The 24,306-nt window shown below is 61.1% G+C and carries 22 protein-coding genes; 19 read left to right on the top strand and 3 right to left on the bottom strand.

What is annotated here, in order from left to right:
* Positions 1–61: 61 nt before the first annotated feature.
* From ACFP6B_RS04845 to ACFP6B_RS04805, 9 genes are all read left to right on the top strand, one after another.
* Positions 62–1,777: a ribonuclease J gene (locus ACFP6B_RS04845; protein ID WP_377127543.1), complete on the top strand. Its 1,716-nt coding sequence runs from the start codon at positions 62–64 to the stop codon at positions 1,775–1,777.
* Positions 1,778–1,864: 87 nt separating this feature from the next.
* Positions 1,865–5,074: an FtsK/SpoIIIE family DNA translocase gene (locus ACFP6B_RS04840; RefSeq protein ID WP_377127540.1), complete on the top strand. Its 3,210-nt coding sequence runs from the start codon at positions 1,865–1,867 to the stop codon at positions 5,072–5,074.
* 81 nt (positions 5,075–5,155) lie between these two features.
* Positions 5,156–5,758, top strand: a complete 603-nt coding sequence (gene pgsA, locus ACFP6B_RS04835) for a CDP-diacylglycerol--glycerol-3-phosphate 3-phosphatidyltransferase (protein WP_237186850.1) — start codon at positions 5,156–5,158, stop codon at positions 5,756–5,758.
* Positions 5,759–5,764: 6 nt separating this feature from the next.
* The gene (locus ACFP6B_RS04830) at positions 5,765–6,307 is read left to right on the top strand and encodes a CinA family protein (RefSeq protein ID WP_377127537.1); all 543 of its coding nucleotides are present in this window, start codon (positions 5,765–5,767) and stop codon (positions 6,305–6,307) included.
* Between the two features lie 204 nt (positions 6,308–6,511).
* Positions 6,512–6,961, top strand: a complete 450-nt coding sequence (locus tag ACFP6B_RS04825) for a helix-turn-helix domain-containing protein (RefSeq protein WP_377127534.1) — start codon at positions 6,512–6,514, stop codon at positions 6,959–6,961.
* A 102-nt stretch (positions 6,962–7,063) separates the two neighbouring features.
* Positions 7,064–7,285, top strand: a complete 222-nt coding sequence (locus ACFP6B_RS04820) for a DUF3046 domain-containing protein (RefSeq protein WP_377127531.1) — start codon at positions 7,064–7,066, stop codon at positions 7,283–7,285.
* Positions 7,286–7,489: 204 nt separating this feature from the next.
* Entirely contained in the window at positions 7,490–8,596 is a 1,107-nt protein-coding gene (gene recA, locus ACFP6B_RS04815) for a recombinase RecA (protein ID WP_377127528.1), read from the top strand.
* Between the two features lie 95 nt (positions 8,597–8,691).
* Positions 8,692–9,687, top strand: a complete 996-nt coding sequence (locus ACFP6B_RS04810; RefSeq protein WP_377127525.1) for a RecX family transcriptional regulator — start codon at positions 8,692–8,694, stop codon at positions 9,685–9,687.
* A gap of 145 nt (positions 9,688–9,832) precedes the next feature.
* Positions 9,833–10,615 carry a GIY-YIG nuclease family protein gene (locus tag ACFP6B_RS04805; protein WP_377127522.1) on the top strand — a complete coding sequence of 261 codons (783 nt, stop codon included), beginning with the start codon at positions 9,833–9,835 and terminating at the stop codon, positions 10,613–10,615.
* Positions 10,616–10,687: 72 nt separating this feature from the next.
* Here ACFP6B_RS04805 and ACFP6B_RS04800 read toward each other — a convergent pair whose 3' ends face one another.
* Positions 10,688–11,743 carry a phosphotransferase family protein gene (locus tag ACFP6B_RS04800; protein WP_377127519.1) on the bottom strand — a complete coding sequence of 352 codons (1,056 nt, stop codon included), beginning with the start codon at positions 11,741–11,743 and terminating at the stop codon, positions 10,688–10,690.
* Positions 11,744–11,777: 34 nt separating this feature from the next.
* Between ACFP6B_RS04800 and miaB the strand changes: the two genes are divergently transcribed.
* From miaB to ACFP6B_RS04780, 4 genes are read left to right on the top strand one after another with little or no spacing between them, the layout of a single operon-like run.
* Positions 11,778–13,292, top strand: a complete 1,515-nt coding sequence (gene miaB, locus ACFP6B_RS04795) for a tRNA (N6-isopentenyl adenosine(37)-C2)-methylthiotransferase MiaB (RefSeq protein WP_377127516.1) — start codon at positions 11,778–11,780, stop codon at positions 13,290–13,292.
* A gap of 3 nt (positions 13,293–13,295) precedes the next feature.
* Positions 13,296–14,258: a tRNA (adenosine(37)-N6)-dimethylallyltransferase MiaA gene (gene miaA / locus ACFP6B_RS04790; RefSeq protein ID WP_377127513.1), complete on the top strand. Its 963-nt coding sequence runs from the start codon at positions 13,296–13,298 to the stop codon at positions 14,256–14,258.
* Between the two features lie 36 nt (positions 14,259–14,294).
* Entirely contained in the window at positions 14,295–15,251 is a 957-nt protein-coding gene (gene dapF / locus ACFP6B_RS04785) for a diaminopimelate epimerase (protein ID WP_237186843.1), read from the top strand.
* On the top strand, positions 15,252–15,893 hold the full coding sequence (locus ACFP6B_RS04780) for a class I SAM-dependent methyltransferase (RefSeq protein ID WP_377127509.1): 642 nt from the start codon (positions 15,252–15,254) through the stop codon (positions 15,891–15,893). It begins immediately after the preceding gene.
* Here the strand turns inward: ACFP6B_RS04780 and ACFP6B_RS04775 are convergent.
* Positions 15,870–16,475, bottom strand: coding sequence for a class I SAM-dependent methyltransferase (locus ACFP6B_RS04775; RefSeq protein ID WP_237222226.1), 606 nt, complete (start codon positions 16,473–16,475; stop codon positions 15,870–15,872). The two genes, ACFP6B_RS04780 and ACFP6B_RS04775, sit on opposite strands and share 24 nt — an antisense overlap.
* An 87-nt stretch (positions 16,476–16,562) precedes the next feature.
* Here ACFP6B_RS04775 and hflX point away from each other — a divergent pair, with 87 nt between their 5' ends.
* Complete coding sequence (gene hflX, locus ACFP6B_RS04770) at positions 16,563–18,167, top strand: GTPase HflX (protein WP_135011434.1); 1,605 nt, start codon at positions 16,563–16,565, stop codon at positions 18,165–18,167.
* Positions 18,164–20,200 carry an ATP-dependent DNA helicase gene (locus ACFP6B_RS04765; protein WP_377127505.1) on the top strand — a complete coding sequence of 679 codons (2,037 nt, stop codon included), beginning with the start codon at positions 18,164–18,166 and terminating at the stop codon, positions 20,198–20,200. The genes hflX and ACFP6B_RS04765 overlap by 4 nt, the downstream gene beginning before the upstream one ends.
* 14 nt (positions 20,201–20,214) lie before the next feature.
* Here the strand turns inward: ACFP6B_RS04765 and lexA are convergent, their stop codons facing one another.
* On the bottom strand, positions 20,215–20,931 hold the full coding sequence (lexA, locus tag ACFP6B_RS04760) for a transcriptional repressor LexA (protein WP_237222223.1): 717 nt from the start codon (positions 20,929–20,931) through the stop codon (positions 20,215–20,217).
* Positions 20,932–21,149: 218 nt separating this feature from the next.
* Between lexA and ACFP6B_RS04755 the strand changes: the two genes are divergently transcribed.
* The 4 genes from ACFP6B_RS04755 (at position 21,150) to hisH (ending at position 24,304) form a co-directional block, all read left to right on the top strand.
* On the top strand, positions 21,150–21,752 hold the full coding sequence (locus ACFP6B_RS04755) for a LysM peptidoglycan-binding domain-containing protein (RefSeq protein ID WP_237186838.1): 603 nt from the start codon (positions 21,150–21,152) through the stop codon (positions 21,750–21,752).
* Between the two features lie 75 nt (positions 21,753–21,827).
* Positions 21,828–22,937 carry a histidinol-phosphate transaminase gene (locus ACFP6B_RS04750; RefSeq protein ID WP_377127500.1) on the top strand — a complete coding sequence of 370 codons (1,110 nt, stop codon included), beginning with the start codon at positions 21,828–21,830 and terminating at the stop codon, positions 22,935–22,937.
* 54 nt (positions 22,938–22,991) lie between these two features.
* Positions 22,992–23,624, top strand: coding sequence for an imidazoleglycerol-phosphate dehydratase HisB (gene hisB / locus ACFP6B_RS04745; RefSeq protein ID WP_377127497.1), 633 nt, complete (start codon positions 22,992–22,994; stop codon positions 23,622–23,624).
* The gene (gene hisH / locus ACFP6B_RS04740) at positions 23,624–24,304 is read left to right on the top strand and encodes an imidazole glycerol phosphate synthase subunit HisH (RefSeq protein WP_377127494.1); all 681 of its coding nucleotides are present in this window, start codon (positions 23,624–23,626) and stop codon (positions 24,302–24,304) included. The genes hisB and hisH overlap by 1 nt, the downstream gene beginning before the upstream one ends.
* Positions 24,305–24,306: the final 2 nt, after the last annotated feature.

The raw sequence follows: 24,306 nt of genomic DNA, 5'->3' as shown, positions 1-24,306 counted from the left end.
CGATTTTGGGTGGCCCGCTTTGCCCGTATTCAGAAAAAGAAAAACGAACGAAAGAGAAACTATGCAAACAGTTGAAAGCCCGCACCTACCCCCCAAACTGAAAAAAGACACTCTGCGCGTTGTGCCCCTGGGCGGCCTGGGTGAAGTCGGTCGTAACATGACCGTCTACGAGATTAACGGCAAACTGCTCGTTGTTGACTGCGGTGTGCTCTTCCCCGAAGAGTCCCAGCCCGGCGTTGACCTCATTCTGCCCGACCTCAACTACATCAAGGACCGCCTGCAGGACATCGTGGCTATCGTGCTGACCCATGGCCACGAAGACCACATCGGTGCTGTACCCTACCTGCTGCGTCTGCGCCCCGACATTCCCCTGGTTGGCTCCCAGCTGACCCTGGCCCTGGTCGAGGCAAAGCTGCAGGAACACCGCATCAAGCCCTACACCATGGACGTCGTTGAGGGCCAGGTTGAGCGTTTCGGCCCCTTCGAATGCGAATTCGTAGCCGTTAACCACTCCATTCCCGATGCCCTGGCAGTCTTCATCCGCACCAAGGCAGGTAAGTGCCTGCACACCGGCGACTTCAAGATGGACCAGCTGCCCCTCGACGGCCGCATCACCGATCTGCGTCACTTCGCCCGCCTGGGTGAAGAGGGCATCGACCTCTTCCTGCCCGACTCAACCAACGCTGAGGTGCCCGGCTTCACCCCGACCGAAAAGAACATCGGCCCGGTGATTTCCAACGTTATGCGCGATGCTAAGCGCCGCGTCATTGTTGCTTCTTTCTCCTCGCACGTGCACCGCGTACAGCAGGTGCTCGATGCAGCTGCTGAACGCGGCCGCAAGGTGGTACTGGTTGGCCGCTCCATGGTACGCAACATGACCATTGCGGAGAAGCTGGGCTACCTGAACGTACCCGAAGGTATTCTGGTTGACCTCAAGAAAGTCGATGACTACCGCCCCGAGCAGATTGTCATGATGTGCACCGGCTCCCAGGGCGAACCCATGGCGGCTCTCTCCCGTATGGCCAACGGCGACCACAAGATTCAGGTCGAAAAGGGCGACACCATTATCCTGGCCTCATCCCTGATTCCCGGTAACGAAACTTCTGTCTATCGCGTGATTAACGGCCTGATGAAGCTGGGCGCCAACGTGGTTCACAAGGGCAACGCTAAGGTGCACGTCTCAGGCCACGCCGCTGCCGGTGAGCTGCTTTACTGCTACAACATCCTGCAGCCCAAGAACGTCATGCCTGTGCACGGCGAAGTCCGCCACCTGCTGGCCTCAGGCAAGCTGGCTACCGAAACCGGAATCAAGAGTGATCGGGTGATCATCGGTGACTCCGGTACCGTCGTCGATTTGCGCGACGGCCGCGCCGATATTGTCGGCCAGGTACCCTGCGAATACGTTTACGTCGACGGTAAGTCCGTGGGCCACGTGACCGAGGATGACCTCAAGGACCGCCGCGTCCTGGGTGAAGAAGGCTTTGTTTCCATCGTGACCGTGGTCGACCGTGCCACCAAGCGCGTGGTCACCGGCCCCGATATCCACGCCCGCGGCATCGCCGAAGACGACTCCGTCTTCGACGACATCACCCCCAAGATCACCGCAGCCCTCGAAGACGCCCTGCACCGGGCCCCCGAGAAGGTGCACACCACCCACCAGCTGCAGCAGATCGTCCGCCGCACCATGGGTGCCTGGGTGGCCCGCCGCCTGCGCCGCAAGCCCATGATCGTGCCCGTGGTCATCGAGACCCACACCCCTGAGGCTGAAGGCAACTAGCAACCTTTGAGCATACCCGGCGGCAGTTTTACCTGCTGCCGGGTAAGCTATTTAAACGCATACCAACGTCAACCAGTATTGGGAAGAATGGCTCCGCGAAAGTCTGCATCGAGTAAATCAGCTCCCCGCTCTACGGGGAGCCGCTCCAAGACGTCCTCACGTCGCTCAACCTCCGCTCAAGGTCGAAGCCGTAAGGCCACGTCAGCACCCCCTCAGGAGAGCAACGCCTTTGTGCGCGCCCTGGTGAGAGCCTGGCAGTCTCTAGCCTTTACCGTGGGTGGTGCCGTGCGCCGTATGGGCGAGCTTCGCACCGATATCGAACTGCACGAGCGCCGTGACGGCGGGGCCCTGCTGGTGCTGGCTATTGGCCTGCTCACCGCGGGCGTGGAGTGGTGGGGCTGGCGAGCTGACCCCGCCAACCTGGCCTGGTACGAGTGGCCCCTGCACCTGTGGCATATCGCCGTGGGTGGCCTCTTCGGTCAGGGCTCCCTGCTAATTCCCATCCTCTGCCTGATTTTCGCTATCAGAATCTTCCGCCACCCGCTGGAGGTACGCGCTAACAACCGTATCGCCATCGGTTTTACCATCATGACGGTTTCGGCCTCCATGATGGGCGCCAAGGTCGCCGGCTACCCCTCATTCTCATCGAGCTTTGATGAATTCTGGGGCGGTGGCGGTACCGTGGGCGTGCTGATCGGTACCCCTGCAAGCCGTATCGTGGGCGGCGTGAACGTGCTCGAATGGCTTGTGATTGCTCTGGTCTTCCTTGCCGGTTTGCTGGTGGCAACCGATACGCCCCTGCGCCAAATCTGGCCCAAGGTCGTGCATATTTTCGGCTTGCTGCTGGGCGAAAAGCCCCACGGCTCTGTTGCCGACGCCGGGCGTCCTTCCCGTGCCTCCCGCACCCAGGACGATACCGAAACCCGCGTGCTGGATGGCGAACACGACCGCTCCTATCTCTATGAGGACGCCCCCGCCCCGGCTCCCCGTCGTCGCGGTGGCCTGTTGAGCTGGCTGGGCTTTGGCCCCCGCGATGAGAAGGACCGGAGGCTTGATCGCTACGAGGCGGATGAGGCATACCAGACCGCTGTTATTGAGGACGGTTACGACGCCGAACCTGAAACCGCCCGCGTTGAGCAGGTTCCTGCTGCGCCCCGCCGCACCGCTAAGAACGCTGCCCAGAATGCCGCTCGCCCAGTAGAAGCCTTCGACGTTGAGGCCCCCCGCAAGCAGACCCGTAAAGAGAAGAAAGCAGCGGCTAAGGCCGCCAAGAAACAGGGCGAGCTCTTTGACCAGGGCCTGTGGGAGAGCGAGGACGAGCTCGCGGCCAGCTACGCCGAGCAGGAGCGTTCGGACGCCCCCGCCCAGCGCCTCGACCAGGCACGCCAGGCTGCCGCGGATCACGGCTACAGCCCTGAACCGGTAGAAGCAGACCGTGACGGCTTTGAGCCCGAGACTGCTGCACCACAGCCTGTTAGCCGACCGGCTGCTGCTCCTGCAGCGGCACCCGCACCCGCATCAGCTCCTGCCGCATCCCTGGGCGCTGCCCTGACCGGCGCGGCTGCTGCAGGTGCTACGGGTGCAGCCGCCCCGGCGCGTCCTGCCGCCGAGCGCGCGTCCGCCCGCCTGCAAAACAACACCGTGGCAGAGCGAACCGAGCAGCCGCGTGGCGAGCTGGTCGTGGAGTCGTCGACCGGCTCCTACACCCTGCCCACCGAGTCCATGCTCGAGGCCGGCCCGCCCGCCAAGGAAAGCTCCGAAGCCAACGAGCAGGTGGTCAATGCCCTGACCAACGTGCTCCAGCAGTTCAACGTGGACGCCGAAGTCACCGGCTTCTCCCGCGGCCCCACCGTCACCCGCTACGAGATTGAGCTGGGCCCCGGCACCAAGGTGGAGCGTGTCACCGCCCTGTCCAAGAACATCGCCTACGCCGTGGCATCTGCCGACGTACGCATCCTCTCGCCTATCCCGGGTAAGAGTGCTATCGGTATCGAAATTCCCAACACCGACCGTGAAATCGTGGTGCTGGGCGACGTGCTGCGCTCGGCTAAGGCCCACGCTACCGACCACCCCATGGTCATGGGTGTGGGTAAGGACGTTGAGGGCGGCTTCGTCATCGCTAACCTGGCTAAGATGCCCCACATGCTGGTGGCAGGTGCTACCGGTGCCGGTAAATCCTCGTTCGTGAACTCCATGATTACCTCGATTCTGATGCGGTCTACCCCCGATCAGGTGCGCCTGATTATGGTTGACCCCAAGCGCGTGGAGCTCACCGCCTACGAGGGGATTCCCCACCTGATTACCCCCATCATCACCAACCCCAAGAAGGCCGCCGAGGCCCTGCAGTGGGTTGTGCGAGAGATGGACGCCCGCTACGACGACCTTGCTCACTACGGCTACAAGCACGTGGACGACTTCAACAAGGCCGTCAAGGCTGGCAAGATTCAGCCGGAACCCGGCTCCAAGCGCCAGATCAAGGCCTACCCCTACCTGCTGGTGATCGTGGACGAGCTTGCCGACCTGATGATGGTTGCCCCGCGCGATGTGGAAGAATCCATCGTCCGTATCACCCAGCTGGCCCGCGCTGCCGGTATCCACCTGGTGCTGGCCACCCAGCGTCCGTCCGTTGACGTGGTCACCGGCCTGATTAAGGCCAACGTGCCCTCCCGCATGGCCTTTGCGACCTCGTCAGTTACCGACTCCCGCGTGGTGCTCGACCAGCCCGGCGCCGAGAAACTAATCGGCCAGGGTGATGCCCTCTTCCTGCCCATGGGCGCGTCGAAGCCCATGCGTGTGCAGGGCGCCTGGGTGGGCGAATCTGAGATTCACGAGGTCGTGGAGCACGTGAAGAAGCAGGCTCCTGCGGTCTACCGCGACGACGTGATCGCAGCTGCCCCTTCCAAGAAGATTGACGACGACATCGGGGATGACCTGGATGACCTGCTGCGGGCAGCCGAACTGGTGGTCAACACCCAGTTCGGTTCGACTTCCATGCTGCAGCGCAAACTGCGCGTGGGCTTTGCTAAGGCAGGGCGCCTGATGGACCTGCTCGAATCCCGCGAAGTCGTTGGCCCCTCCGAAGGCTCGAAGGCCCGCGACGTGCTGGTCCAGCCCGATGACCTGCCCGCCGTCCTCGCTAAGATCCGCGGCGAAGAGCCCCCGGCCCCTGTAGACAGCGACCCCTACGGAGGGGACCCCGTCGCCCACATAAACGACGGGGTGCCGCAGGCCGTTGACTACTACGACAAGGCAGACGACCCCGACAGCGAAGACGCCTGGAACCTGACCGGCCGCTAGCCGGCCATCCCTGCCAGACCCAACCGACGGCGTCCGCCCCGCTTATCGCGAGCGGGGCGGGGCCACCCTAAGGAGAACACCGTGGCCGACCAGACCGCAACCGCTTCTAACTGGAACATCCCGAATGCGCTGACCGCCCTGCGCATTGTGATGGTTCCCCTGTTCGTCTGGGCCCTCTGGGCCGGCGGGCCCCACGGCGAGGCCAACCTGAGCCTGCGCTGGTGGGCAGCCGCCGTGTTCGTACTGGCCATGATTACCGACTGGCTCGATGGCTACCTGGCCCGCAAAAACAACCTGATTACCAGCTTCGGCAAAATCGCTGACCCCATCGCCGATAAGCTACTCACCGGGGCTGCTTTCGTGGTGCTGTCCATGCTGGGGGAGCTGTGGTGGTGGGTCACCATCGTCATTCTGGTGCGCGAGTGGGGTATCACAGTGATGCGCCTGTTCATCATCAAGTACGGGGTCATGGCGGCCTCTAAGGGCGGTAAGCTCAAGACCGTGCTGCAGACGGTGGCCCTGGTGCTGATGATTCTCCCGCTGGGTCAGCTGGGCTCCTGGGCTCTGTGGCCCGGCTACCTGGTGATGGCCGCTGTGGTGGTTGTGACCGTGGTGACCGGTATCGACTACGTCATCAAGGCCATGCAGCTGCGCCGCGACTACTTCGCGGCTCAGGGGAAGTAGCTCGGCATGGTAGAGATGATGCCTCAGGACCTTGAGCGTGCAGCTGCCCGCCTGGTTGCCGCTGCGGTAGCTCGCGCAGCCGATGGGGCGCAGAAGGGGGCGGACGCCGGTGCTCAGCTGGCAACGGCAGAGTCCCTGACCGGGGGTATGGTAGGCCAGCTCATCTGCACCGTTCCCGGGGCATCTGCGGTGTACCGGGGTGGCGTTATCTCCTACGCCACCGAGGTCAAGGCCTCTGTGCTGGGGGTACCTGCCGGTTTGCTCGCTGAGCGGGGAGCGGTAGACCCAGATGTCGCCATCGCCATGGCTCAGGGAACCGCCCGGGTCTGCGAAGCTGATTTCGGCGTAGCCACCACCGGGGCTGCCGGGCCGGAGCCCTGCGACGGTAAACCGGTAGGGCGCGTCTACCTGGCCGTAGCGCACCCGGCGAGCGGGGGCGGCCGCGTGCTTGAAAAAAACTATGCGGGCAACCGGGCAGAAATTCGTGCCCAAGCCGCCCACGATGCCTTGAACCTGCTTGCAGAGTTTCTTGCTGAAACCGCTAAGTAAGCTCCCAGAAAATTTTCAGATGAATTTTTCAGCTAACAGGGAATGAAAACACAGCAGCGTGGGTTTAGATAGATGTAACAAGAAAAAGTCGTAAGTAAACGAAATATTCTTGAGGTCAGCTGACGAAAGCGCGAACATGCGATAGGCTGATAACACCCGCTCCTGATATAACGGGAGCATGACAACCAGGAGATTGGTATAAAAATGACTAAGCAGCCCGTATCCGTGAACGGTGTCGTCCGTTGGAAGGATGCGGGTCAGACCGAGAACGCTGCCCCCGCCCAAGACACCGGTAAAGTAATCCTGCTCCGCCACGCTATCGGCGAAGTTCTGCGCGATGTTCGCCAGCGCCAGGGCCGCACCCTCCGCGAAGTTTCCCACTCAGCCCGAGTATCACTGGGCTACCTCAGCGAGGTCGAGCGCGGCCAGAAGGAAGCCTCATCAGAGTTGCTGGCTTCCATCTGCCAGGCACTGAACATCTCCCTCTCAGCTATGCTGGCTGAAGTCTCAGCCCGCATGGCTGTGGAAGAAGGCTTCTCGGTACCCGATACCGTACCCGCTGAGTTCTCAGAACAGTTCAAGCGTGAATACGGTATCGCTGCAACCTCAAGCCGCGATATTCCCGCCGTCGAGCGCCCCCTGGCAACTCGCTAGACGATTCGCTCTTTAGGTAACTAAGAGATGGAGCCGGGCCCCGCAAGGGCTCGGCTCTCTTCGTGTTCTGTGGTGTCTGTGTACTGTGGAGGAAGGAATAAGATGAAGCTCAGCGAATTTTGGGCGGCGATGGATCATGAGTTTGGTCCGGTCTATGCCCGCCATCTAGCCCGTGATCTGGTGCCCGGGGACTTCGGTGATTTGACGGCCCAGCAAGCCCTGGACGCCGGCGCCAACATGCGCGAGGTATGGCTGGCTATCTGCCGGGTGCAGGACGTTCCTGTGGAGCGGCAGCTGGGTCCCGATATCGAACCGCGGCCCTAGGCTAGAAAATCGTTCGTACTTAATAGAAAATGTGTTCGAATTCCTGTAGGATTGTGAACAAACGACCGGCAGTCCGCGACACATAACCGGGTTATCCACAGATTTTCAAAATCTTCGCGCTGAACCCTTAAAGTGTCAGCCCTAGGTATTACCGTGGTAGCCAGAGAAGAACTCTCGTACCGCGATAAGAAATGAGGAACATACATGGCAGCGAAAACTCGCATGCAGTCAGTAGGTCAGGTGCCCGCCGAAGGGCGCGAAAAGGCACTTGAGGTCGTCCTTGCCCAGATCGATAAGAACTACGGCAAAGGCTCCGTCATGCGTCTGGGCGACCGCGAGGCCAGTAAGGTCGAGACTATTTCAACCGGCGCTCTGGCCCTGGATGCCGCCCTCGGCATTGGTGGCCTGCCCCGCGGTCGCGTGGTAGAAATCTACGGCCCTGAATCTTCCGGTAAGACCACCGTCGCCCTCCACGCTGTGGCTAACGTGCAGAAGGCCGGCGGTATCGCAGCCTTCATCGATGCTGAACACGCTCTTGACCCGGTCTACGCAGCCAAGCTGGGTGTAGACACCGACGCTCTGCTGGTCTCCCAGCCCGATACCGGTGAACAGGCCCTGGAAATCATGGATATGCTGGTGGGCTCTGGCTCCATCGACATCATCGTGGTCGACTCCGTTGCCGCTCTGGTGCCCCGCGCCGAAATTGAGGGCGAGATGGGTGACTCCCACGTGGGTCTGCAGGCCCGTCTGATGTCCCAGGCTCTGCGTAAGATTACCGGCCGCCTGTCAGCAACCAACACCACTGCTATCTTCATCAACCAGCTGCGCGAAAAGATTGGCGTTTTCTTCGGCTCACCCGAAACCACTACCGGTGGTAAGGCTCTGAAGTTCTACGCCTCGGTACGTATCGATATTCGCCGTATTGAGACCCTCAAGGACGGCGCTAACCCCATCGGTAACCGTACCCGCGCCAAGGTCGTCAAGAACAAGATGGCTCCGCCCTTCAAGCAGGCTGAATTCGATATTCTCTACGGTGAGGGTATCTCGGTTGAAGGCGGTATTCTCGACCTTGCCGTTGAGCACAACGTGGTCAAGAAGTCCGGCGCCTGGTTCACCTACGAGGGTGATCAGCTGGGCCAGGGTAAGGAAAACGTGCGCCGTTTCCTCAAGGACAACCCCGAACTGACCGAAGAGATCAAGTACAAGACCATGGTCAAGCTCGGCATCATTGAGGGTGAAGAGGAAGAGCTGGACGAGGTAGAGCCCAGCACCTCTGTTGACCCGCTCGATGATATCTCTGAGAACTTCTAAACTCATAACAGCGAGCTAGTAGCCGCCACCACCGGGAAAAGCCCCCGGTAGTGGCGGCTTTCGACATGACACGATGTAGGTAGTAGGAGGGGAATATGAGCGCAGAAAACCCACGAGTCGAAGATTTTCTTGCCCCTGAGGAGTACCCGGCCTGGCACCCGGCGGCACAGGGCCTGGCCCAGGACCTGCCGGGGGAGTCCGGCGCCTACGCCAGCACGCAAACCGCTACCCCCTACACCGGTAAAGCATCGGCCCCAACGGGTAGTAGCCGGGACGGTGGGCAAGTAGCCGAAGCTGCGGAACCAGCCCGTCAGAGCAAATACACCCGCCGTCGCAACCCCAACCTCAAAAAAGGGTTCCGCAAGCCGCCCGCCAAATACGCTGCCCGCTCGCCCTTCGCACCCGCTATCGGGGCGGCGTCCGCCCCAGAGAACGAAGCTCCCCAACGCAAGCGCTCGCAGCCCCTCTTCCGTGAAGGTTCAGCCCTGAACGAGCCGGTCACCGACGAAGAGATGCTGGTGCAGGGGGTCACTCCCATGCCCGAGAAGAGAGGCCGCGCCGGTAAGGAACCGGAGAGCGAATTTACGCGGGCTAAAAATATTGTGCTGAATCAGCTGGCTGCCTCGCCTAAGTCCCGGGCCATGCTGGAGAAAAAGCTGGTTGAGAAAGAAATTTCGGCCGAGGTTATTGAGGATATCCTGAACCGTTTTGAGGCGGTCAACCTGATTAACGACGCTGAGTTCGCCGACATGTATGTGCGTACTCGAATGAACGTGAAGAAGCTGTCGCGGTCGGCTATCCGGCGGGAGCTGAAAACCAAAGGGGTTGAGGGCGAGTTAGCTGAGCTTGCCCTGGAGCAGCGCACTGAGGAGGACGAGCGCGCCGACGCCCACGAGTTGGTGCGCAAAAAATTGCGCCCCTCAATGGATCTGGGGGACAGGGCTGAGAAAGAGAAGGTTATGCGCCGCCTGGTGGCTATGCTGGGCCGTAAGGGCTACCCGGCGGGCCTCGCTTTTAGCGTGGTGCGCGAAGAGGTCGAGAGCTACGCGCAGGAGATGGGTATGAGCAGTGACTCTCCTTACTATGATTAGCTGATGAAAAGCACGTAGAAGGGAAACAGCAAAAATGCGCAGAGGGAAAAGTATCAACCTGTACCTAATGGACGGTACACCCAGTGAACGGGTCAAATGTACTTTGGCTAACTGGACAGGGGTTGCCTACAAAATACCTCGCACAATGCTCGACCAAGCGCAACGGATAGAACATCTAAACCAAACCGGTGTATATATTTTGTTTTCTGGGCGGCAGGCGGACGCCGGGGAATCCGCTTATATAGGGCAATCGAATCTACGCAGCAATGGTCGAGGCCTCATCGGACGTTTATTTGAACATAGGGCTGACCCGGAGAAAGACTACTGGAATGAAGCGGTTGTCCTAACGACCTCCAATAACTCTTTCGGCCCGACCGAGATTAGCTACCTTGAAAACCGTTTCTATAACATTGCTCGTGAGACCGGTCGATACGACATACAGAATGGGAATAACCCCAACTCCGGGCATGTAACAGAAGAAAAAGAGTCAGAACTTGAGGACTTTATCGACTACGCAAAACTTGTAGTAGGAGCTTTAGGGTACGACATCTTTGAGCCGCTGATTAGAGAAAACGCCCCCTCTGCTGTCGAAAGCACTTCTCAAGACACGGCACCCTCTGACTATTTCCTGGCAGGGAATGGCTACCTTGCGAAAGGGCGGCAGACTACTGAAGGTTTTGTTGTGCTGAAGGGTAGCTCTATTAGTTCTGTGGTTTCATCTTCTGCTCCCGTCATCGTCCGTCGTGTGCGAGAAGAGCGAGCAGCTGATATCTCAAATACATACGAGTTGCTGGATAACTTTAAATTTAATAGCCCTTCGTCAGCAGCTTCTTTTGTTGCTGGCAATAGTAGAAGCGGCAACGCTTCGTGGAAGAATCAGGCCGGAGACACTCTGGGAGAGGTTGAATCCCGAGTTTCCCCAGAGTGAAACAAGTTATCTGCGGAAATTATGAACTATACCCATGCCTGTGGTTATACGGGGTGAGGGAAAATCCAACATTTATAGAACATTTTGTTCTGCCATAATCGCCTGCACCGCTACCTTTGCTGCAGCTACCTGGGCGTCATCGTGTGCGCTCCCGCGGGGGCTCGGAGCCACCTGCTCATAGAAACGCTGTACGGCCCCCTGCCACAGAGTGTTCTCCACAAGGCCCGCTGAAACCGGCCCCTCAGGCCAGGACGGGAAGCCCAGCATGAGTTCAGCCACCGGTAGCGCCCAGTGGTGCCAGCAGGTGCCCTCAGCATCGATACCGCGAATCCCCGACCCAGGGGCCGCCTGCCACAGCAGGTTAGCCGGAGAAAAATCGCCGGACGACAGCACCCTCTCACCCGGCGCCGGGTAGATAATGCCCTCCACGGCCTGCTCCATCCGCGTAAACTCAACCGACCCCACCGGCACCCCCTCTCTCTCGGCCAGCAGGCGCAGACCCTTGAAGGCAAGCTGGGGCGAGGGCAGGGACCCCGGTGCGGACGCCCGCGCGTCAGCGCTCGCAAGCTCAGCGGCAAAAGATGCCCGGGCAGCAGCCTGGGCGGGGGAGCCCAGAATACTAGCCCAGGTATCTACCCAAGCGTCCAGGGCCTGCCGGGGTGCGGCGTCCGCCCCGGACGACAGCAGAAGCTCACCCAGGCTGATAGCAGACGAGAAGCCGCCGGTGACGTCCTCAAGAATCAGCAGACGGGCAGCGTCGTCAGCAGCCAACAGGCGGGGGTAGAGCCCCGGTGCGACCTGCTCCAGGGCAGCAAGGCCGTGTTTTTCGCGCAGGTAGCCAAAACCGCCAGAGTTGCGGGCTGAGTCCTTGCGGCGAAAATACTTGAGCACACAGCTCGCCCCGCGATGACCCCGCACCCGAACCACCACCGACCGCATCCCGCTCGACAAAATCTGGGCATCAGCAACCTGAACACCGGTCAGTTCCACAGACCGCTCTAAAAGCCCGGCCAGCAGACGCAAAAAAGCGGGGGAATCTACGGGCTGCTCCACCGCGCTAGGGGAGTAGGCGCTCGCAGCCTGGGCGGCACGTGATGCAAAGAATGAGGGAGAAGGGCGAACCGGCATAGAGCCCAGAATAGCAACCTAGTAGACTGTACGGGTGAGTATTGACGTGAACACCGACAAGCCCGTGGCAGCACCCAAGACCCGCACCTACGAGGTGCGTACCTTCGGCTGCCAGATGAACGTACACGATTCAGAGCGCATGAGCGGTCTGCTTGAGGCATCAGGCTACGTGCCCGCAGAAGAGGGAACCACCCCCGACCTGGTCGTTTTTAACACCTGTGCCGTGCGTGAAAACGCCGATAACAAGCTCTACGGTAACCTAGGGCAGCTCGCCCCGGTCAAGCGTGAGAACGAGGGCATGCAGATTGCCGTAGGTGGCTGCCTGGCGCAGAAGGACCAGGACGTCATTCTGAAGAAGGCCCCCTGGGTCGACGTGGTGTTCGGTACCCACAACATTGGCTCCCTGCCTACCCTGCTGGAGCGCGCCCGTCATAACAACGAGGCCCAGGCTGAGCTGCTGGAGGCCCTGGAGGTTTTCCCCTCCACTCTGCCGACCAAGCGCGACCACGTGTACTCCGGCTGGGTCTCTATCTCGGTGGGCTGCAACAACACCTGTACCTTCTGCATCGTGCCCTCTCTGCGCGGTAAGGAAGAAGACCGCCGCCCCGGCGAGATTCTGGCAGAAGTGCAGGCCCTGGTAGACGACGGCGCTATCGAGGTGACCCTGCTGGGCCAGAACGTTAACTCCTACGGTGTGGGCTTTGGCGACCGTCAGGCCTTTTCGAAGCTGCTGCGAGCCTGCGGCGAGATTGAGGGGCTGGAGCGCGTCCGTTTTACCTCCCCCCACCCGGCCATGTTCACCGACGACGTCATCGACGCAATGGCTGAAACCCCCAACGTTATGCCCGTACTGCACATGCCCCTGCAGTCCGGCTCTGACAAGGTGCTCAAAGACATGAAGCGCTCCTACCGCTCCAAGAAGTTCCTGGGCATCCTGGAGAAGGTGCGCGAGCGCATCCCCGATGCCGTCATCACCACCGATATTATTGTCGGCTTCCCCGGCGAAACCGAAGAGGACTTCCAGGAGACCCTGCGCGTGGTGGAGGAGTCCCGTTTCTCGTCCGCTTTTACTTTCCAGTACTCGATTCGCCCCGGCACTCCGGCAGCGACCATGCCCAACCAGGTGCCCAAGGCTGTGGTGCAGGAACGCTACGAGCGCCTCATTGCCCTGCAGGACCGCATTGCCGGTGAAGAAAACCGTAAGCAGCTGGGTAAGACCGTTGAGCTGATGGTTACCGCAGAGTCAGGGCGCAAGGCAGAAGAAACCGGCCGCCTGTCGGGCCGCGCCCGCGACCAGCGCCTGGTGCACTTCACCGTGCCCGAAGGCTGCGAGGTGCCCCGCCCCGGCGACCTGGTGACCCTGCCCATCACCGAGGCAGGCTCCTTCCACCTGATTTCTGACCCCACTGCCAACCAGTACTCGGTGCGTCGCTCCCGCGCAGGCGACGCCTGGGACCGCGCCCAGGCCGACTCCTGCGGAACCGGTACCACCCAGGTGCCCGGCACCCCGGTTTCCCTGGGCTTCCCCACCTTCAAGCCCGCTCTCTAACCCATGGCAGAGAAGGACGCCGCCAGCAGCTCCCTGCCCATCATCGCTGTGGTGGGCCCCACCGGCTCAGGTAAAAGCGCCCTCGCTATCGAGCTGGCACGGGCTGTGGGCGGGGAGTGTATCAATGCCGATTCCATGCAGTTTTATCGGGGTATGGATATCGGCACCGCCAAGGTCACTGCCGAAGAAATGCGGGGGGTTCCCCACCACTTGCTCGACACCCTCGATGTCACGGAGGAAGCCTCGGTCGCTACCTTCCAGGCTCAGGCTAGGGCTATCTTTGATGAGATTCGCGCTCGCGGGAACTACCCGATTCTGGTCGGTGGCTCCGGCCTGTATGTGCGAGCTGCCCTGGACGTTTTGGAATTTCCCGAAACCGACCCAATGGTGCGCTCCCGGCTGGAAGCTGAACTGGCGGCGTCCGGCCCCGGCCCCCTACTTCAGCACCTGCGCACGGTTGACCCCGAATCAGCTGAGCGGGTGAAGGACGACCGCCGCCTGGTGCGCGCCCTTGAGGTCTTTGAGGTGACCGGCCGCCCCTTCTCGTCCTTCATGCCCACCCGCACCTACCACCAGCCTGCCCTGCAAATTGGTCTCAACGGCGACCGCGCCCAGCTGCACCAGCGGCTGCACCAGAGGGTCGTCGCCATGGAAGAAGCCGGGCTGCTGGCTGAGGTAGAAGCCCTCGAAGCCAAGGGCCTGCGCCGGGGCAAAACCGCCCCGGCAGCCATCGGCTACCGGGAATTTCTCAAGGTTCTGGACGCCGCCCGCGGCACCCTGCCTGCCGGTGAGGAATATTCTGTCGCCCAGGCAGTTGAAGATACCGTCACCGCCACCCGCCAGTTTGCCCGCCGCCAGCTCACCTGGTTCAGGGCAGATGAGCGGGTGCACTGGCTTGACTGGTCCAGCCCCGATCTGCTCACCGAGGCCCTGGCCATCATCAAGGGCCACCAGCCACTAGACTAAGAAGAAAAAGCGCCCCACAACGGAAAGGCAAAACCCGTGGCAACCCACACCGTAGAAACCCCCGTCTGGGGCGATTTGACCGGCAAGACCCTCACCAAGGGGCAGGCAACCGGCAACGACTTCATCTTCGTCACCGACCCCGAAGCTAGGCTCGACCTACCGGCTGAGCTCATTGCCAAGGTGACCGACCGCCACTTCGGCATCGGCGCCGACGGCTTTATCCGCGCGGTCAAGACCGAGCACCTGGATTTTGCCTCCCACCTGCTGGAAGAGGCCCCCGAAGCTATCTGGTTCATGGACTACCGCAACGGCGACGGCTCAATCGCCGAGATGTGCGGCAACGGGGTACGTGCCTTCGTTGACTACCTGCTGACCGAGAAACTGGTTGAGCTCGAAGAGGGTGGACGCCTGCTCATCGCTACCCGCGCCGGTATCAAGGCCGTGGGTCGTACCGAAGACGGCTACGCCATCGACATGGGCCCGTGGGGCTTCATCAACGGTGACATGGCCCGCGATAACGGCACCGACGCCCAGGTGACCGCCAAGGGCCTGCGCACTCCCCGCGGGGCCCTGTCCATCACCATGGGCAACCCCCATACCGTCGTCATGCTGGGCACCGACGGAAAACTTGACGGGCTGAACCTGCACGAGGCCCCCAAGGTTTCACCCAACCCGCCTGAAGGCACCAACGTAGAGTTCGTCGTCCCCGAAGAAATCTCAGCAGAGGACGGCGACCCCGCCACCGAAAATATCGGCTCAATTCGCATGCGCGTGCACGAACGCGGCGTCGGCGAAACCCTCTCCTGCGGTACCGGCGCTTGCGCCGCCGCAGCCGCTACCCGTTTCTGGGGTGGCGAGGACGCCCCCGACGAGTGGCTGGTGCGCGTACCCGGCGGCACCCTGGCCGTCACCTTCGTTCTGGGCCCCGACAACCTCGAACACGTCGTCCTGGCCGGCCCGGCAGCCATGACCGGCAAGGTGCTGCTGGGCTAAATGACTGAACCGAAAGAAAATACCCGGGAACTCTGGAACGAGATTTACTCGGAGCGGGAACAGATGTGGTCGGGCAAGCCCAATGCCTCACTGGTCGCCCTCATCGGAGATCGTGCCCCCAGCACCGTCCTTGACCTTGGCTGCGGCGAAGGTGGGGACGTGCTCTGGCTGGCAGCTGGCGGCTGGCAGGCTACCGGCATCGATATTTCGGACGTCGCGGTGGGGCGCGCTCGCGCCCGTGCGGCAGCTGAAGGGATTGATGCTACCTTCATCGACGCTGACCTGACCGACTGGTCTACTGACCAGCGTTTTGACCTCATTGTCACCAGTTTCTTACAGTCGCACGCTGACTTTGATCGTCTGCCCCTCTTGGCAGCTGCCCTGGACCTCTTAGCTCCCGGCGGTGAGCTCATCTCGGTGGCTCACGCAGGTGCGCCCTCCTTTGCAGACCCCGAGGACGCCCGCAGGCACAAGGCCCGCATGGTACAGGCTACCGAAGAGGCCCGAGCCCTCACCCACAGCCGTGACGATATTGAGATTGTGCTGGCTGAAGAGTGGACTCGGGATATCACCTCACCCGAGGGCGAGCCGGCAACCATTCCAGACGCGGTAATGGTGCTACGCCGGGCGGTGCACCTCTAGAATGCGGAAGCCCTTCGAGGTAGCGTAGCGGGCTACCTCTAGGTCGGGGAAAGTCTCAGCCAGCCACTTCTGTAGGGAATCTGAGCCCAGGTTTTTCTGCACGACCAGGTAGGCGGTACCGCCGGGGGCCAGGCGGGGGAGCCAGGTGCGCATGATGCCGTGTAGAACGTCCTTGCCCACGCGAATGGGCGGGTTAGACCAGATGGTATCGAAGGTCAGCGACTCATCGAGGGCATCGGGGGCAGCTACCGTCACGTTGGTGAGACCCAGGCGCTCAGCGTTCATCTCGGTGAGCCGGGCAGAACGGGAGTTCACCTCGACCCCGTAGACCTCAGCATCAGGCGCTGCCATCGCCAGGGTCAGGGTAATCGGGCCCCACCCGCACCCGATATCGAGCATGCGCGCCCCCTGCGGGGCGGGGGCCTCATCGAGGAGAATACGGGTTCCCTTATCAACCCCACCCGGGCTAAAGATGCCGGAAGCGGTCAGAACCTGCACCCGGCGTCCGCCCAGCTCAACAGTCACAGGCTGGGGCGAAAAATCGCCGGTGGGGTTTTCAGAAAAATAGTGCGCGCTACTCATAGACGTTCATTCTACGCTAAGCCCCTGCCCTTACCGCCCCGGAAAAGCTAGAATAGAAGGACGCCTCAACCCACCTCGAAAGGTACTATGACCGAGACTTCAACCCCCAGCAATGACCCCAAACTTCCCTCAGATGAACAGCTGAGACGTACAGTAGACCGCGTGCTGGGGCGGGCACAGGGCAACGGTAGTGTGCTCGATGAGAGGGCCCGCGAACTCTCAGATAACCAGCGTGAACATTCCGAATACGACGGCGACCAGGTAGATCTCGAAGAGCGCCGGGCGCTGCGCCGTGTAGCCGGTCTATCAACCGAGCTTGATGACGTTACCGAGGTCGAATACCGCCAGCTGCGCCTAGAGCGCGTTGTGTTGGCAGGCGTCTGGTCAGAGGGCACTCTGGAAGAAGCCGAGAATTCCCTGCGTGAGCTAGCGGCGCTGGCTGAGACTGCCGGTTCTGAGGTTCTGGACGGTCTGGTGCAGCGTCGTCTGAAGCCCGACCCTGGCACCTACCTGGGCTCCGGCAAGGTGCTGGAACTCAAAGACATTGTTGAGGCATCCGGCGCCGATACCGTGATCGTGGACGCTGAACTGGCCCCCTCCCAGCGCCGAGCTATTGAAGATATCGTCAAGGTCAAGGTCATTGACCGAACCGCCCTGATTCTTGATATCTTCGCCCAGCATGCTAAGTCGCGTGAAGGTAAGGCCCAGGTTGAGCTGGCCCAGCTCGAATATATGCTGCCGCGTCTGCGCGGTTGGGGTGCCTCTCTGTCCCGTCAGGCCGGTGGCCGTGCCGCCGGTGGCGAAGGTATCGGTTCCCGCGGCCCCGGTGAAACCAAAATCGAAATGGACCGCCGCCGCCTGCGCGCCCGCATGGCCAAGCTCAAGCGAGAGATCGCGGCCATGGCTCCTGCCCGCGAAACCAAGCGCCTGAACCGCAAGCGTAACCGGGTGCCGTCCGTAGCTATTGCCGGTTACACCAACGCCGGTAAGTCCTCCCTGCTCAACCGCCTCACCGACGCCGGCGTGCTGGTCGAGAACGCCCTCTTTGCGACCCTCGACCCCACCGTGCGTAAGGCTCAGACTCCGGACGGCGTGGGCTACACCCTGTCTGACACCGTCGGCTTCGTGCGTGCCCTGCCCACCCAGCTGGTGGAGGCCTTCCGCTCTACCCTCGAAGAGGTGGCGGACGCCGACGTCATCGTGCACGTCGTGGACGTCTCCCACCCCGACCCCGAGGGGCAGATTCACTCCGTCCGCCAGGTGATTACCGAGGTCGACGCCCAAAATATCCCCGAAATTATCGTGCTTAACAAGGCAGATGCGGCCGACCCCTTCGTCATTGAGCGCCTGCGGCAGAAGGAACCCAACCACGTTGTGGTCTCAGCCCGCACCGGTGAAGGTATCGAGGAGCTACAGCAGAAGATTGCGGACACCATTCCCCGCCCCTCGATTGAGCTCAACCTGCTGGTACCCTTCTCCGCAGGTGGCGTGGTGTCCCGTCTGCACGAGTGGGACGCCGAGATCCTGCGTACTGCCTTTGTGCAAGATGGTACCTATGTGCAGGCCCTGGTCCGCGAAGAAGTAGCCTCTGACCTCGCTGAGTACGTGCTCGAAGAAGACCTTCTTGAGGTACTGCAACCTGAAATCGACGAAGCTATCGCCTCAGGGGCGGTAGAAACCCAGCGCGCATGAACGACCACGTCACCGCACCCACCGGGCAGGAGCTAGAGACCCTGCCCGGAGCCAAGCCCGTCCTACAGCTCCTCGACACCGTCGTGGAGCGCTCCGGCGGCCAGAAGCGCGACGGCCAGCGCACCATGGCAGCCCACGTAGCCCGCGCCCTCGACACCGAAAAACACCTGCTGGTGCAGGCTGGCACCGGCACCGGTAAGTCCCTGGGCTACCTGGTACCCGCCATTCACGCTGCCCAAACAGCAGAAAAACCTATCGTGGTGGCTACCGCAACCCTGGCCCTGCAATCGCAGATTGTTAACCGCGATATTCCGCGCCTGCTGGAATCCCTGGGCGATGAACCCGAGCACGAAACCGACGTCGCTATCCTCAAGGGCCGCAATAACTATGTCTGCCTGCACAAGCTTGAAGGCGGCTACCCCGAGGACGACGGCGATGCCCTCTTCGATATGGACGCCGCTACCGGCTCCACCGGTCCAGCCGGAAAACTGGGGGAGGAAGTTGTGCGCCTTCGCGAATGGGCACAGACCACCGACACCGGTGACCGCGACGAGCTGCTGCCAGGCGTGAGCGATAAGGCATGGCGGCAGGTAGCCGTCACCGCCTCAGAATGCCTGGGCAAAAAATGCCCCCTGGTCGAAGAATGTTTCAGCGAGACGGCCCGAACCAGGGCTGCTGAATCAGATATCGTCATTACCAACCACGCCCTTCTCGCTATCAACGCCTTTGAGGGTGCTGCGGTGCTACCCGACCACGATATCGCCATCATCGACGAGGCCCACGAACTGGCTGACCGCGTCACTGGCGCCGTCACCGGGGCACTCTCTCCTGCTGCTATTATCAAGGTTGCCCGCAGTCTTAAACGGCACACGGATGCCGACCACAAGGCACTAGAACAGGCAGCGCTCGCCCTTGACGACTCTCTCAACGGGGTACCCGCTGAGATGATGCCCAAGGGCTTGCCCGACCGGGTTGCCGCTGCCATGGAACGCGTGCGCGATGCGGCGCGTCAGGCCCTCACCGATACGAAGAGCGGGGACAAGGACGGCGACGCCGGTCGCCAGATGGCGCGTGCTGCCCTGACCGAGGTACACGAAACCTCAGAGAAGATGTTGACCGCTGACCCGCTTTATCAGGTCATCTGGGTTTCTCGTACCGGCTCTTGGGAGCCCGGTAGGGGGTATGTGGCGGCAGCTGACGATGACCCCGCCACCCTGAATATTGCACCTATCTCAGTTGCTGGTTACCTGCGAGAGGGGCTTTTCGAAAACCGCACCGTGGTGCTGACGTCTGCGACGCTGACGGTGGGAGAAAGCTTTGATGCTGCCGCTGGTGCCCTGGGGCTGATGGGTAAGGACGCTCCGCGCTGGGACGGTATCGACGTGGGCTCACCCTTTAACTACCCCAAGCAGGGCGTGCTGTATCTAGCCTCTGACCTGCCTAAACCTGGGCGGGGAGTTTCGGTAGAGCAGCTGGACCGTATCGTTGAGCTTGTGACTGCCTCGGGTGGCGGCGCGCTGGGGCTCTTTTCCTCTAAGCGCGGGGCCGAGCTGGCTGCCGAGTACGTGCGGGAGCGCACCGACCTGAACATTCTTCTGCAGGGGGAGTCGTCTCTGCGTGCTCTGGTGCAGGAGTTCACCGAGGACACTGATTCCTGCCTTTTCGGCACCATGAGTCTCTGGCAGGGTGTGGACGTTCCTGGCGACTCCTGCCGCCTGGTCATGATGGACCGTATTCCCTTCCCCCGCCCCGACGATCCGCTGTCACAGGCGCGTACCCGGGCGGTAGCAGCTGCTGGCGGTAACGGCTTTATGGCTGTGTCTGCCTACCACGCAGCGGTACGCATGGCCCAGGGCGCCGGCCGCCTGGTGCGGTCGGTCGGTGACAGGGGAGTTGTGGCCGTCCTTGACTCCCGCATCGCGACTCAGCGCTACGGTTCCTACCTGGTGAAATCCCTTCCACCCTTCTGGACAACAACCCGCAAGGACGTTGTACTAGGAGCGCTCGAGCGTCTTAGGCAGTCAATCGACTAGTGAGAGGCTAAGTCTTAGAGACTGCGCAGTACGGAGACGACCTTACCCATGATGGTGGCTTTATCGCCCAGGATGGGCTCGTACTGGGTGTTCTGGGGCAGTAACCAGGTGTGACCATCGCGCTGGCGGAAGGTTTTCACGGTGGCCTCGTCGTCGAGCAGGGCCGCGACGATGTCACCGTTCTGGGCGGTGTTCTGGGCGCGCACTACGACCCAGTCGCCATCGCAGATTGCAGCATCGACCATGGAGTCCCCCTTGACGCGCAGCATAAAGAGGTCGCCCTGACCTACGAGCTGGCGGGGGAGCGTCATGACGTCTTCAATTGCCTGCTCAGCGGCAATGGGTGAGCCCGCAGCAATACGTCCCACCAGGGGAACGGTAGCGAGGTTATCGTCGGTCTGCGCGAAGGTAGGCACAATCGGCAGCGTGATGACGCTGGTTTCAGGCTTTACTTCTTCGGGGGAGGTCTCGCCGGTGAGAACCTCAATGGCGCGAGGACGCTTGGGGTCGCGCCTAATATAGCCCATCTCTTCGAGGCGAGAGAGCTGATGGGTAACAGATGAGAGCGAAGCGAGACCAACGAGGTCACCGATTTCACGCATAGACGGCGGGTAGCCGTGCTCATCAATAGCGCTTGAAATGGCGCTCAAAATTTTTTTCTGGCGGGCAGTGAGGGGGCGAGAGCCCTTGTGGGGCGGGCTTGCCGGAGTCTGCGGAGTTCGTTCGCTCACGGTATCTCGTCTCTGTTGGTTCTTAAAATGTCAGCCACCCGGTGTTCACTATCAAGTGGTCTTCTAAGACTATGTCAAGCAAACAGGTTATTCAAACATTTGTTCTAATTTTTCTCGACTATGTTCGATTTTTCTGATAGAACATAGATACGAAGAAATCTTAGAACAAAGATTCGACTTTTGGTTGAATGTTTGAGCGTGAATCAGGAGAAAGACTTATGAGCACCATCGCCTTGCCCGAGTTTATGGCTCGTACTTCTTTGAAGAAGCCCCTTGATCAGGCTGCTACTTTTACCGTCCGTCAGCACCCGCAGGTGCCCGCATCGGCCGGGGCACTGCGGCAACCCCAGTACCGCATTCGTTTTGCGGCACCTGTGTCTGCGCGTCCCGCACCTGTAGCTCCCTTGCGGAATCTGCCTTCCCACCCTGCTGCTTCTACCCCGGCTCAGCGGCCTAGCGCGGTAGTAGAACCGTCTCAGAAAGCGAAGACGGGGCGCGGGAAAATCCGTTTGACCCGCCGGGGGCGCCTGGTTTTTAGGGGCCTGCCTCTACTCACCCTCGTGGCTCTTGTGGTTCTCGGTGCCCTGACTTTCCTTGCACCCGGCGAAGCTAAGAGTGCCACTGTCGAACCTGTTGTTCCGGTTAGCCAAACGGTCACCGTTGTGCACGGCGATACTCTCTGGACCATCGCAGCAGATGTGGCACCCGGTGAAGATAATCGCGATGTCATCAATCGCATCATGCAGATTAACGACCTCACCAGCGCACAGCTGGTTCCCGGTCAGGTTCTTGAGGTGCCTGTCTACACTCAGTCGCAGTAAGAAAAAGAGCGGTACCCTATGCCAGACTGCGAAACAAGAATGCAGCGTACGGGGCTAGGTCGCTACACTAGGGGAGTGACCGAAACTACCACAGCACTCGAAGCCCTGCCCCTGCGCGAAGATTTGCGGGGCCGTTCACCCTACGGCGCACCCATGATTGATGTTCCGGTAACCCTCAACGTTAACGAGAACACCCACCCCATGCCGCAAGAAGTCATCGATGCCATCACGCGCGATGTAGCAGAGGCTGCCGTAACCCTGAATCGCTACCCCGACCGCGAGTTCGATACCCTCAGAGCAGAACTGGCAGACTACCTGGGGCACGGTCTGACCCCCGAAAACATCTGGGCAGCTAACGGCTCCAATGAGATTCTCCAGCAACTTATGCAGGTCTTTGGCGGCCCCGGGCGCTCGGTCATGAGCTTCGTGCCCACCTACTCTATGTACCCCCTGCTGGCAGACGGCACCAATACCGCTTTCATTGCGGGTACCCGCGCAGCCGACTACTCCCTCACCGCGGCCTCAGCAGTTGAACAGATTGAAGAGCACAAGCCTTCTATCGTTATTCTCTGCTCACCCAATAACCCCACCGGTACCGGCCTGGGGCTAGACGTTATCGAAGCGGTCTACGATGCGGTGGCAGCCTACAACGGTATCGTCGTGATCGATGAGGCCTACGCAGAGTTTGCCCAAGACCGCACCCAGAATGCTCTCACCCTACTTCCCGGACGCCCCAACCTGGTTGTTTCCCGCACCATGAGCAAGGCCTTCGCACTTGCAGGTGCCCGCCTGGGCTACTTCGCAGCAGATCCCGCTGTTGCCGATGCCGTCCGCCTGGTTCGCCTGCCCTACCACCTTTCAGCCGTCACCCAGGCAACCGCGATTGCAGCCCTGCGCCACCGCACCCAGCTGCTGGCTAACGTCGACGACATCCGCGCCCAGCGCGACCGCATCGTGGAGCACCTCACCGGCCTGGGACTAGAACCGGCTGTATCGGATTCCAACTTTGTGTTCTTCGGCGGGCTCAAGGACGAAAAAGCTGCCTGGAACTACCTGCTAGAACGCGGCGTCCTGGTGCGCGATAACGGAATCCCCGGCTACCTGCGCGTCACCGCCGGAACCGAATCCGAGACCAGCGCCTTCTTAGACCACCTCACTGACTACGTGCAGACTTTCGAGCGCTAAGCGCAGCGCGTAGCCCCATCAACATCGGCAGACACCTTAGAAAAAGAGACAGACATGGCAGTACCTACTGAATCATCCACAGGCATCGGCCCCCGTATTGCAAAGATGGAGCGGGCAACCAGTGAGTCGTCCGTCAGCGTCGAAATTAACCTCGACGGCACCGGCGTATCAGACATCGACACCGCTGTGCCCTTCTACGATCACATGCTCACCGCTTTGTCTAAGCACTCCCTGATTGATATGACCATCAAGTGCTCTGGCGATACCCACATCGATGTGCACCACACTGTTGAAGATACCGGCATCGTGCTGGGCGAGGTGCTCCGCCAGGCACTGGGCGATAAGGCAGGCATCCGCCGCTTCGGTACTGCCACCGTACCCCTCGATGAAGCTCTGGCCTCTGCCGTGGTCGATATTTCTGGCCGCCCCTACCTGGTCCACACCGGTGAGCCCGAAGGCTTCGAATACCACCTCATCGGTGGGCACTTCACCGGGTCAATGGTGCGCCACGTCTTTGAAGCTTTCGCCTATCACGCCGGTATCTGCCTGCACATCACCCTGCTGGACGGGCGCGACCCCCACCATATCGCTGAAGCCCAGTTCAAGGCTCTCGCCCGCGCCCTGCGTCAGGCAGTAGAGCCCGACCCCCGCCACGCCGGTATCCCCTCCACCAAGGGAGCTCTCTAATGAGCGAGACTCTACAGCAGAAGCCGACCGTCACCGTCCTTGACTACGGGGCAGGGAACGTGCGCTCAGCCGTCCGCGCCCTTGAAGAAGCCGGGGCCCGCGTGGTGCTGTCCCGCAAGGAGTCAGACATTCTGGGTGCAGACGGCCTGGTCGTGCCCGGTGTTGGCGCTTTCAAGGCCGTGATGGACGGGCTCAAAGAGGCGGACGCTATCCGCATGATTGGCAGGCGCGTTGCGGGCGGACGCCCCGTACTCGGCATCTGCGTGGGCCTACAGGTCATGTTCGAAAAAGGCGTTGAGCACGGAGTTGAAGCCGACGGCCTGGGCGAGTGGCCCGGCACCGTCGAAAAGCTCAAAGCCGAGGTCGTGCCCCACATGGGATGGAATACCGTCCGCGCACCTGAAGGGTCCACGCTCTTTGCCGGTATCGAGAACGAACGCTTCTACTTTGTGCACTCCTACGGGGTGCAAGAATGGACCTTCGACCAGAACAACGAAGCCATGCTGCCGCCGCAGGTCACCTGGGCTAACCACGGCGGCGACTTCATCGCGGCGGTCGAAAACGGGCCCCTAGCTGCCACCCAATTCCACCCCGAAAAGTCGGGTGAGGCCGGCATCCGCCTGCTCAAGAACTGGATCAGTTCCCTGCCCGTAACCGGGCGTCTAGACGGGGTGAAGTAGGG

The sequence above is a fragment of the Rothia nasimurium genome (assembly GCF_042660305.1).
GTDB classification, from domain to species: Bacteria; Actinomycetota; Actinomycetes; order Actinomycetales; family Micrococcaceae; genus Rothia; species Rothia nasimurium.
The sequence above is the reverse complement of the archived record's forward strand: the minus strand, read 5'-3'. Positions and strand labels throughout refer to the sequence as shown.

Bases quoted from the DNA above. Each gene is read 5' to 3' on its own strand.
- ACFP6B_RS04805 (WP_377127522.1), top strand. From the start codon at position 9,833: ATGCTCGACCAAGCGCAACGGATAGAACATCTAAACCAAACCGGTGTA.
- ACFP6B_RS04830 (WP_377127537.1), top strand. From the start codon at position 5,765: ATGGTAGAGATGATGCCTCAGGACCTTGAGCGTGCAGCTGCCCGCCTG.
- ACFP6B_RS04765 (WP_377127505.1), top strand. From the start codon at position 18,164: ATGAACGACCACGTCACCGCACCCACCGGGCAGGAGCTAGAGACCCTG.
- recA (WP_377127528.1), top strand. From the start codon at position 7,490: ATGGCAGCGAAAACTCGCATGCAGTCAGTAGGTCAGGTGCCCGCCGAA.
- ACFP6B_RS04845 (WP_377127543.1), top strand. From the start codon at position 62: ATGCAAACAGTTGAAAGCCCGCACCTACCCCCCAAACTGAAAAAAGAC.
- ACFP6B_RS04825 (WP_377127534.1), top strand. From the start codon at position 6,512: ATGACTAAGCAGCCCGTATCCGTGAACGGTGTCGTCCGTTGGAAGGAT.
- hisB (WP_377127497.1), top strand. From the start codon at position 22,992: ATGGCAGTACCTACTGAATCATCCACAGGCATCGGCCCCCGTATTGCA.
- miaA (WP_377127513.1), top strand. From the start codon at position 13,296: ATGGCAGAGAAGGACGCCGCCAGCAGCTCCCTGCCCATCATCGCTGTG.
- ACFP6B_RS04840 (WP_377127540.1), top strand. From the start codon at position 1,865: ATGGCTCCGCGAAAGTCTGCATCGAGTAAATCAGCTCCCCGCTCTACG.
- ACFP6B_RS04820 (WP_377127531.1), top strand. From the start codon at position 7,064: ATGAAGCTCAGCGAATTTTGGGCGGCGATGGATCATGAGTTTGGTCCG.
- hisH (WP_377127494.1), top strand. From the start codon at position 23,624: ATGAGCGAGACTCTACAGCAGAAGCCGACCGTCACCGTCCTTGACTAC.
- ACFP6B_RS04780 (WP_377127509.1), top strand. From the start codon at position 15,252: ATGACTGAACCGAAAGAAAATACCCGGGAACTCTGGAACGAGATTTAC.
- hflX (WP_135011434.1), top strand. From the start codon at position 16,563: ATGACCGAGACTTCAACCCCCAGCAATGACCCCAAACTTCCCTCAGAT.
- ACFP6B_RS04810 (WP_377127525.1), top strand. From the start codon at position 8,692: ATGAGCGCAGAAAACCCACGAGTCGAAGATTTTCTTGCCCCTGAGGAG.
- ACFP6B_RS04775 (WP_237222226.1), bottom strand. From the start codon at position 16,475: ATGAGTAGCGCGCACTATTTTTCTGAAAACCCCACCGGCGATTTTTCG.
- ACFP6B_RS04800 (WP_377127519.1), bottom strand. From the start codon at position 11,743: ATGCCGGTTCGCCCTTCTCCCTCATTCTTTGCATCACGTGCCGCCCAG.
- ACFP6B_RS04755 (WP_237186838.1), top strand. From the start codon at position 21,150: ATGAGCACCATCGCCTTGCCCGAGTTTATGGCTCGTACTTCTTTGAAG.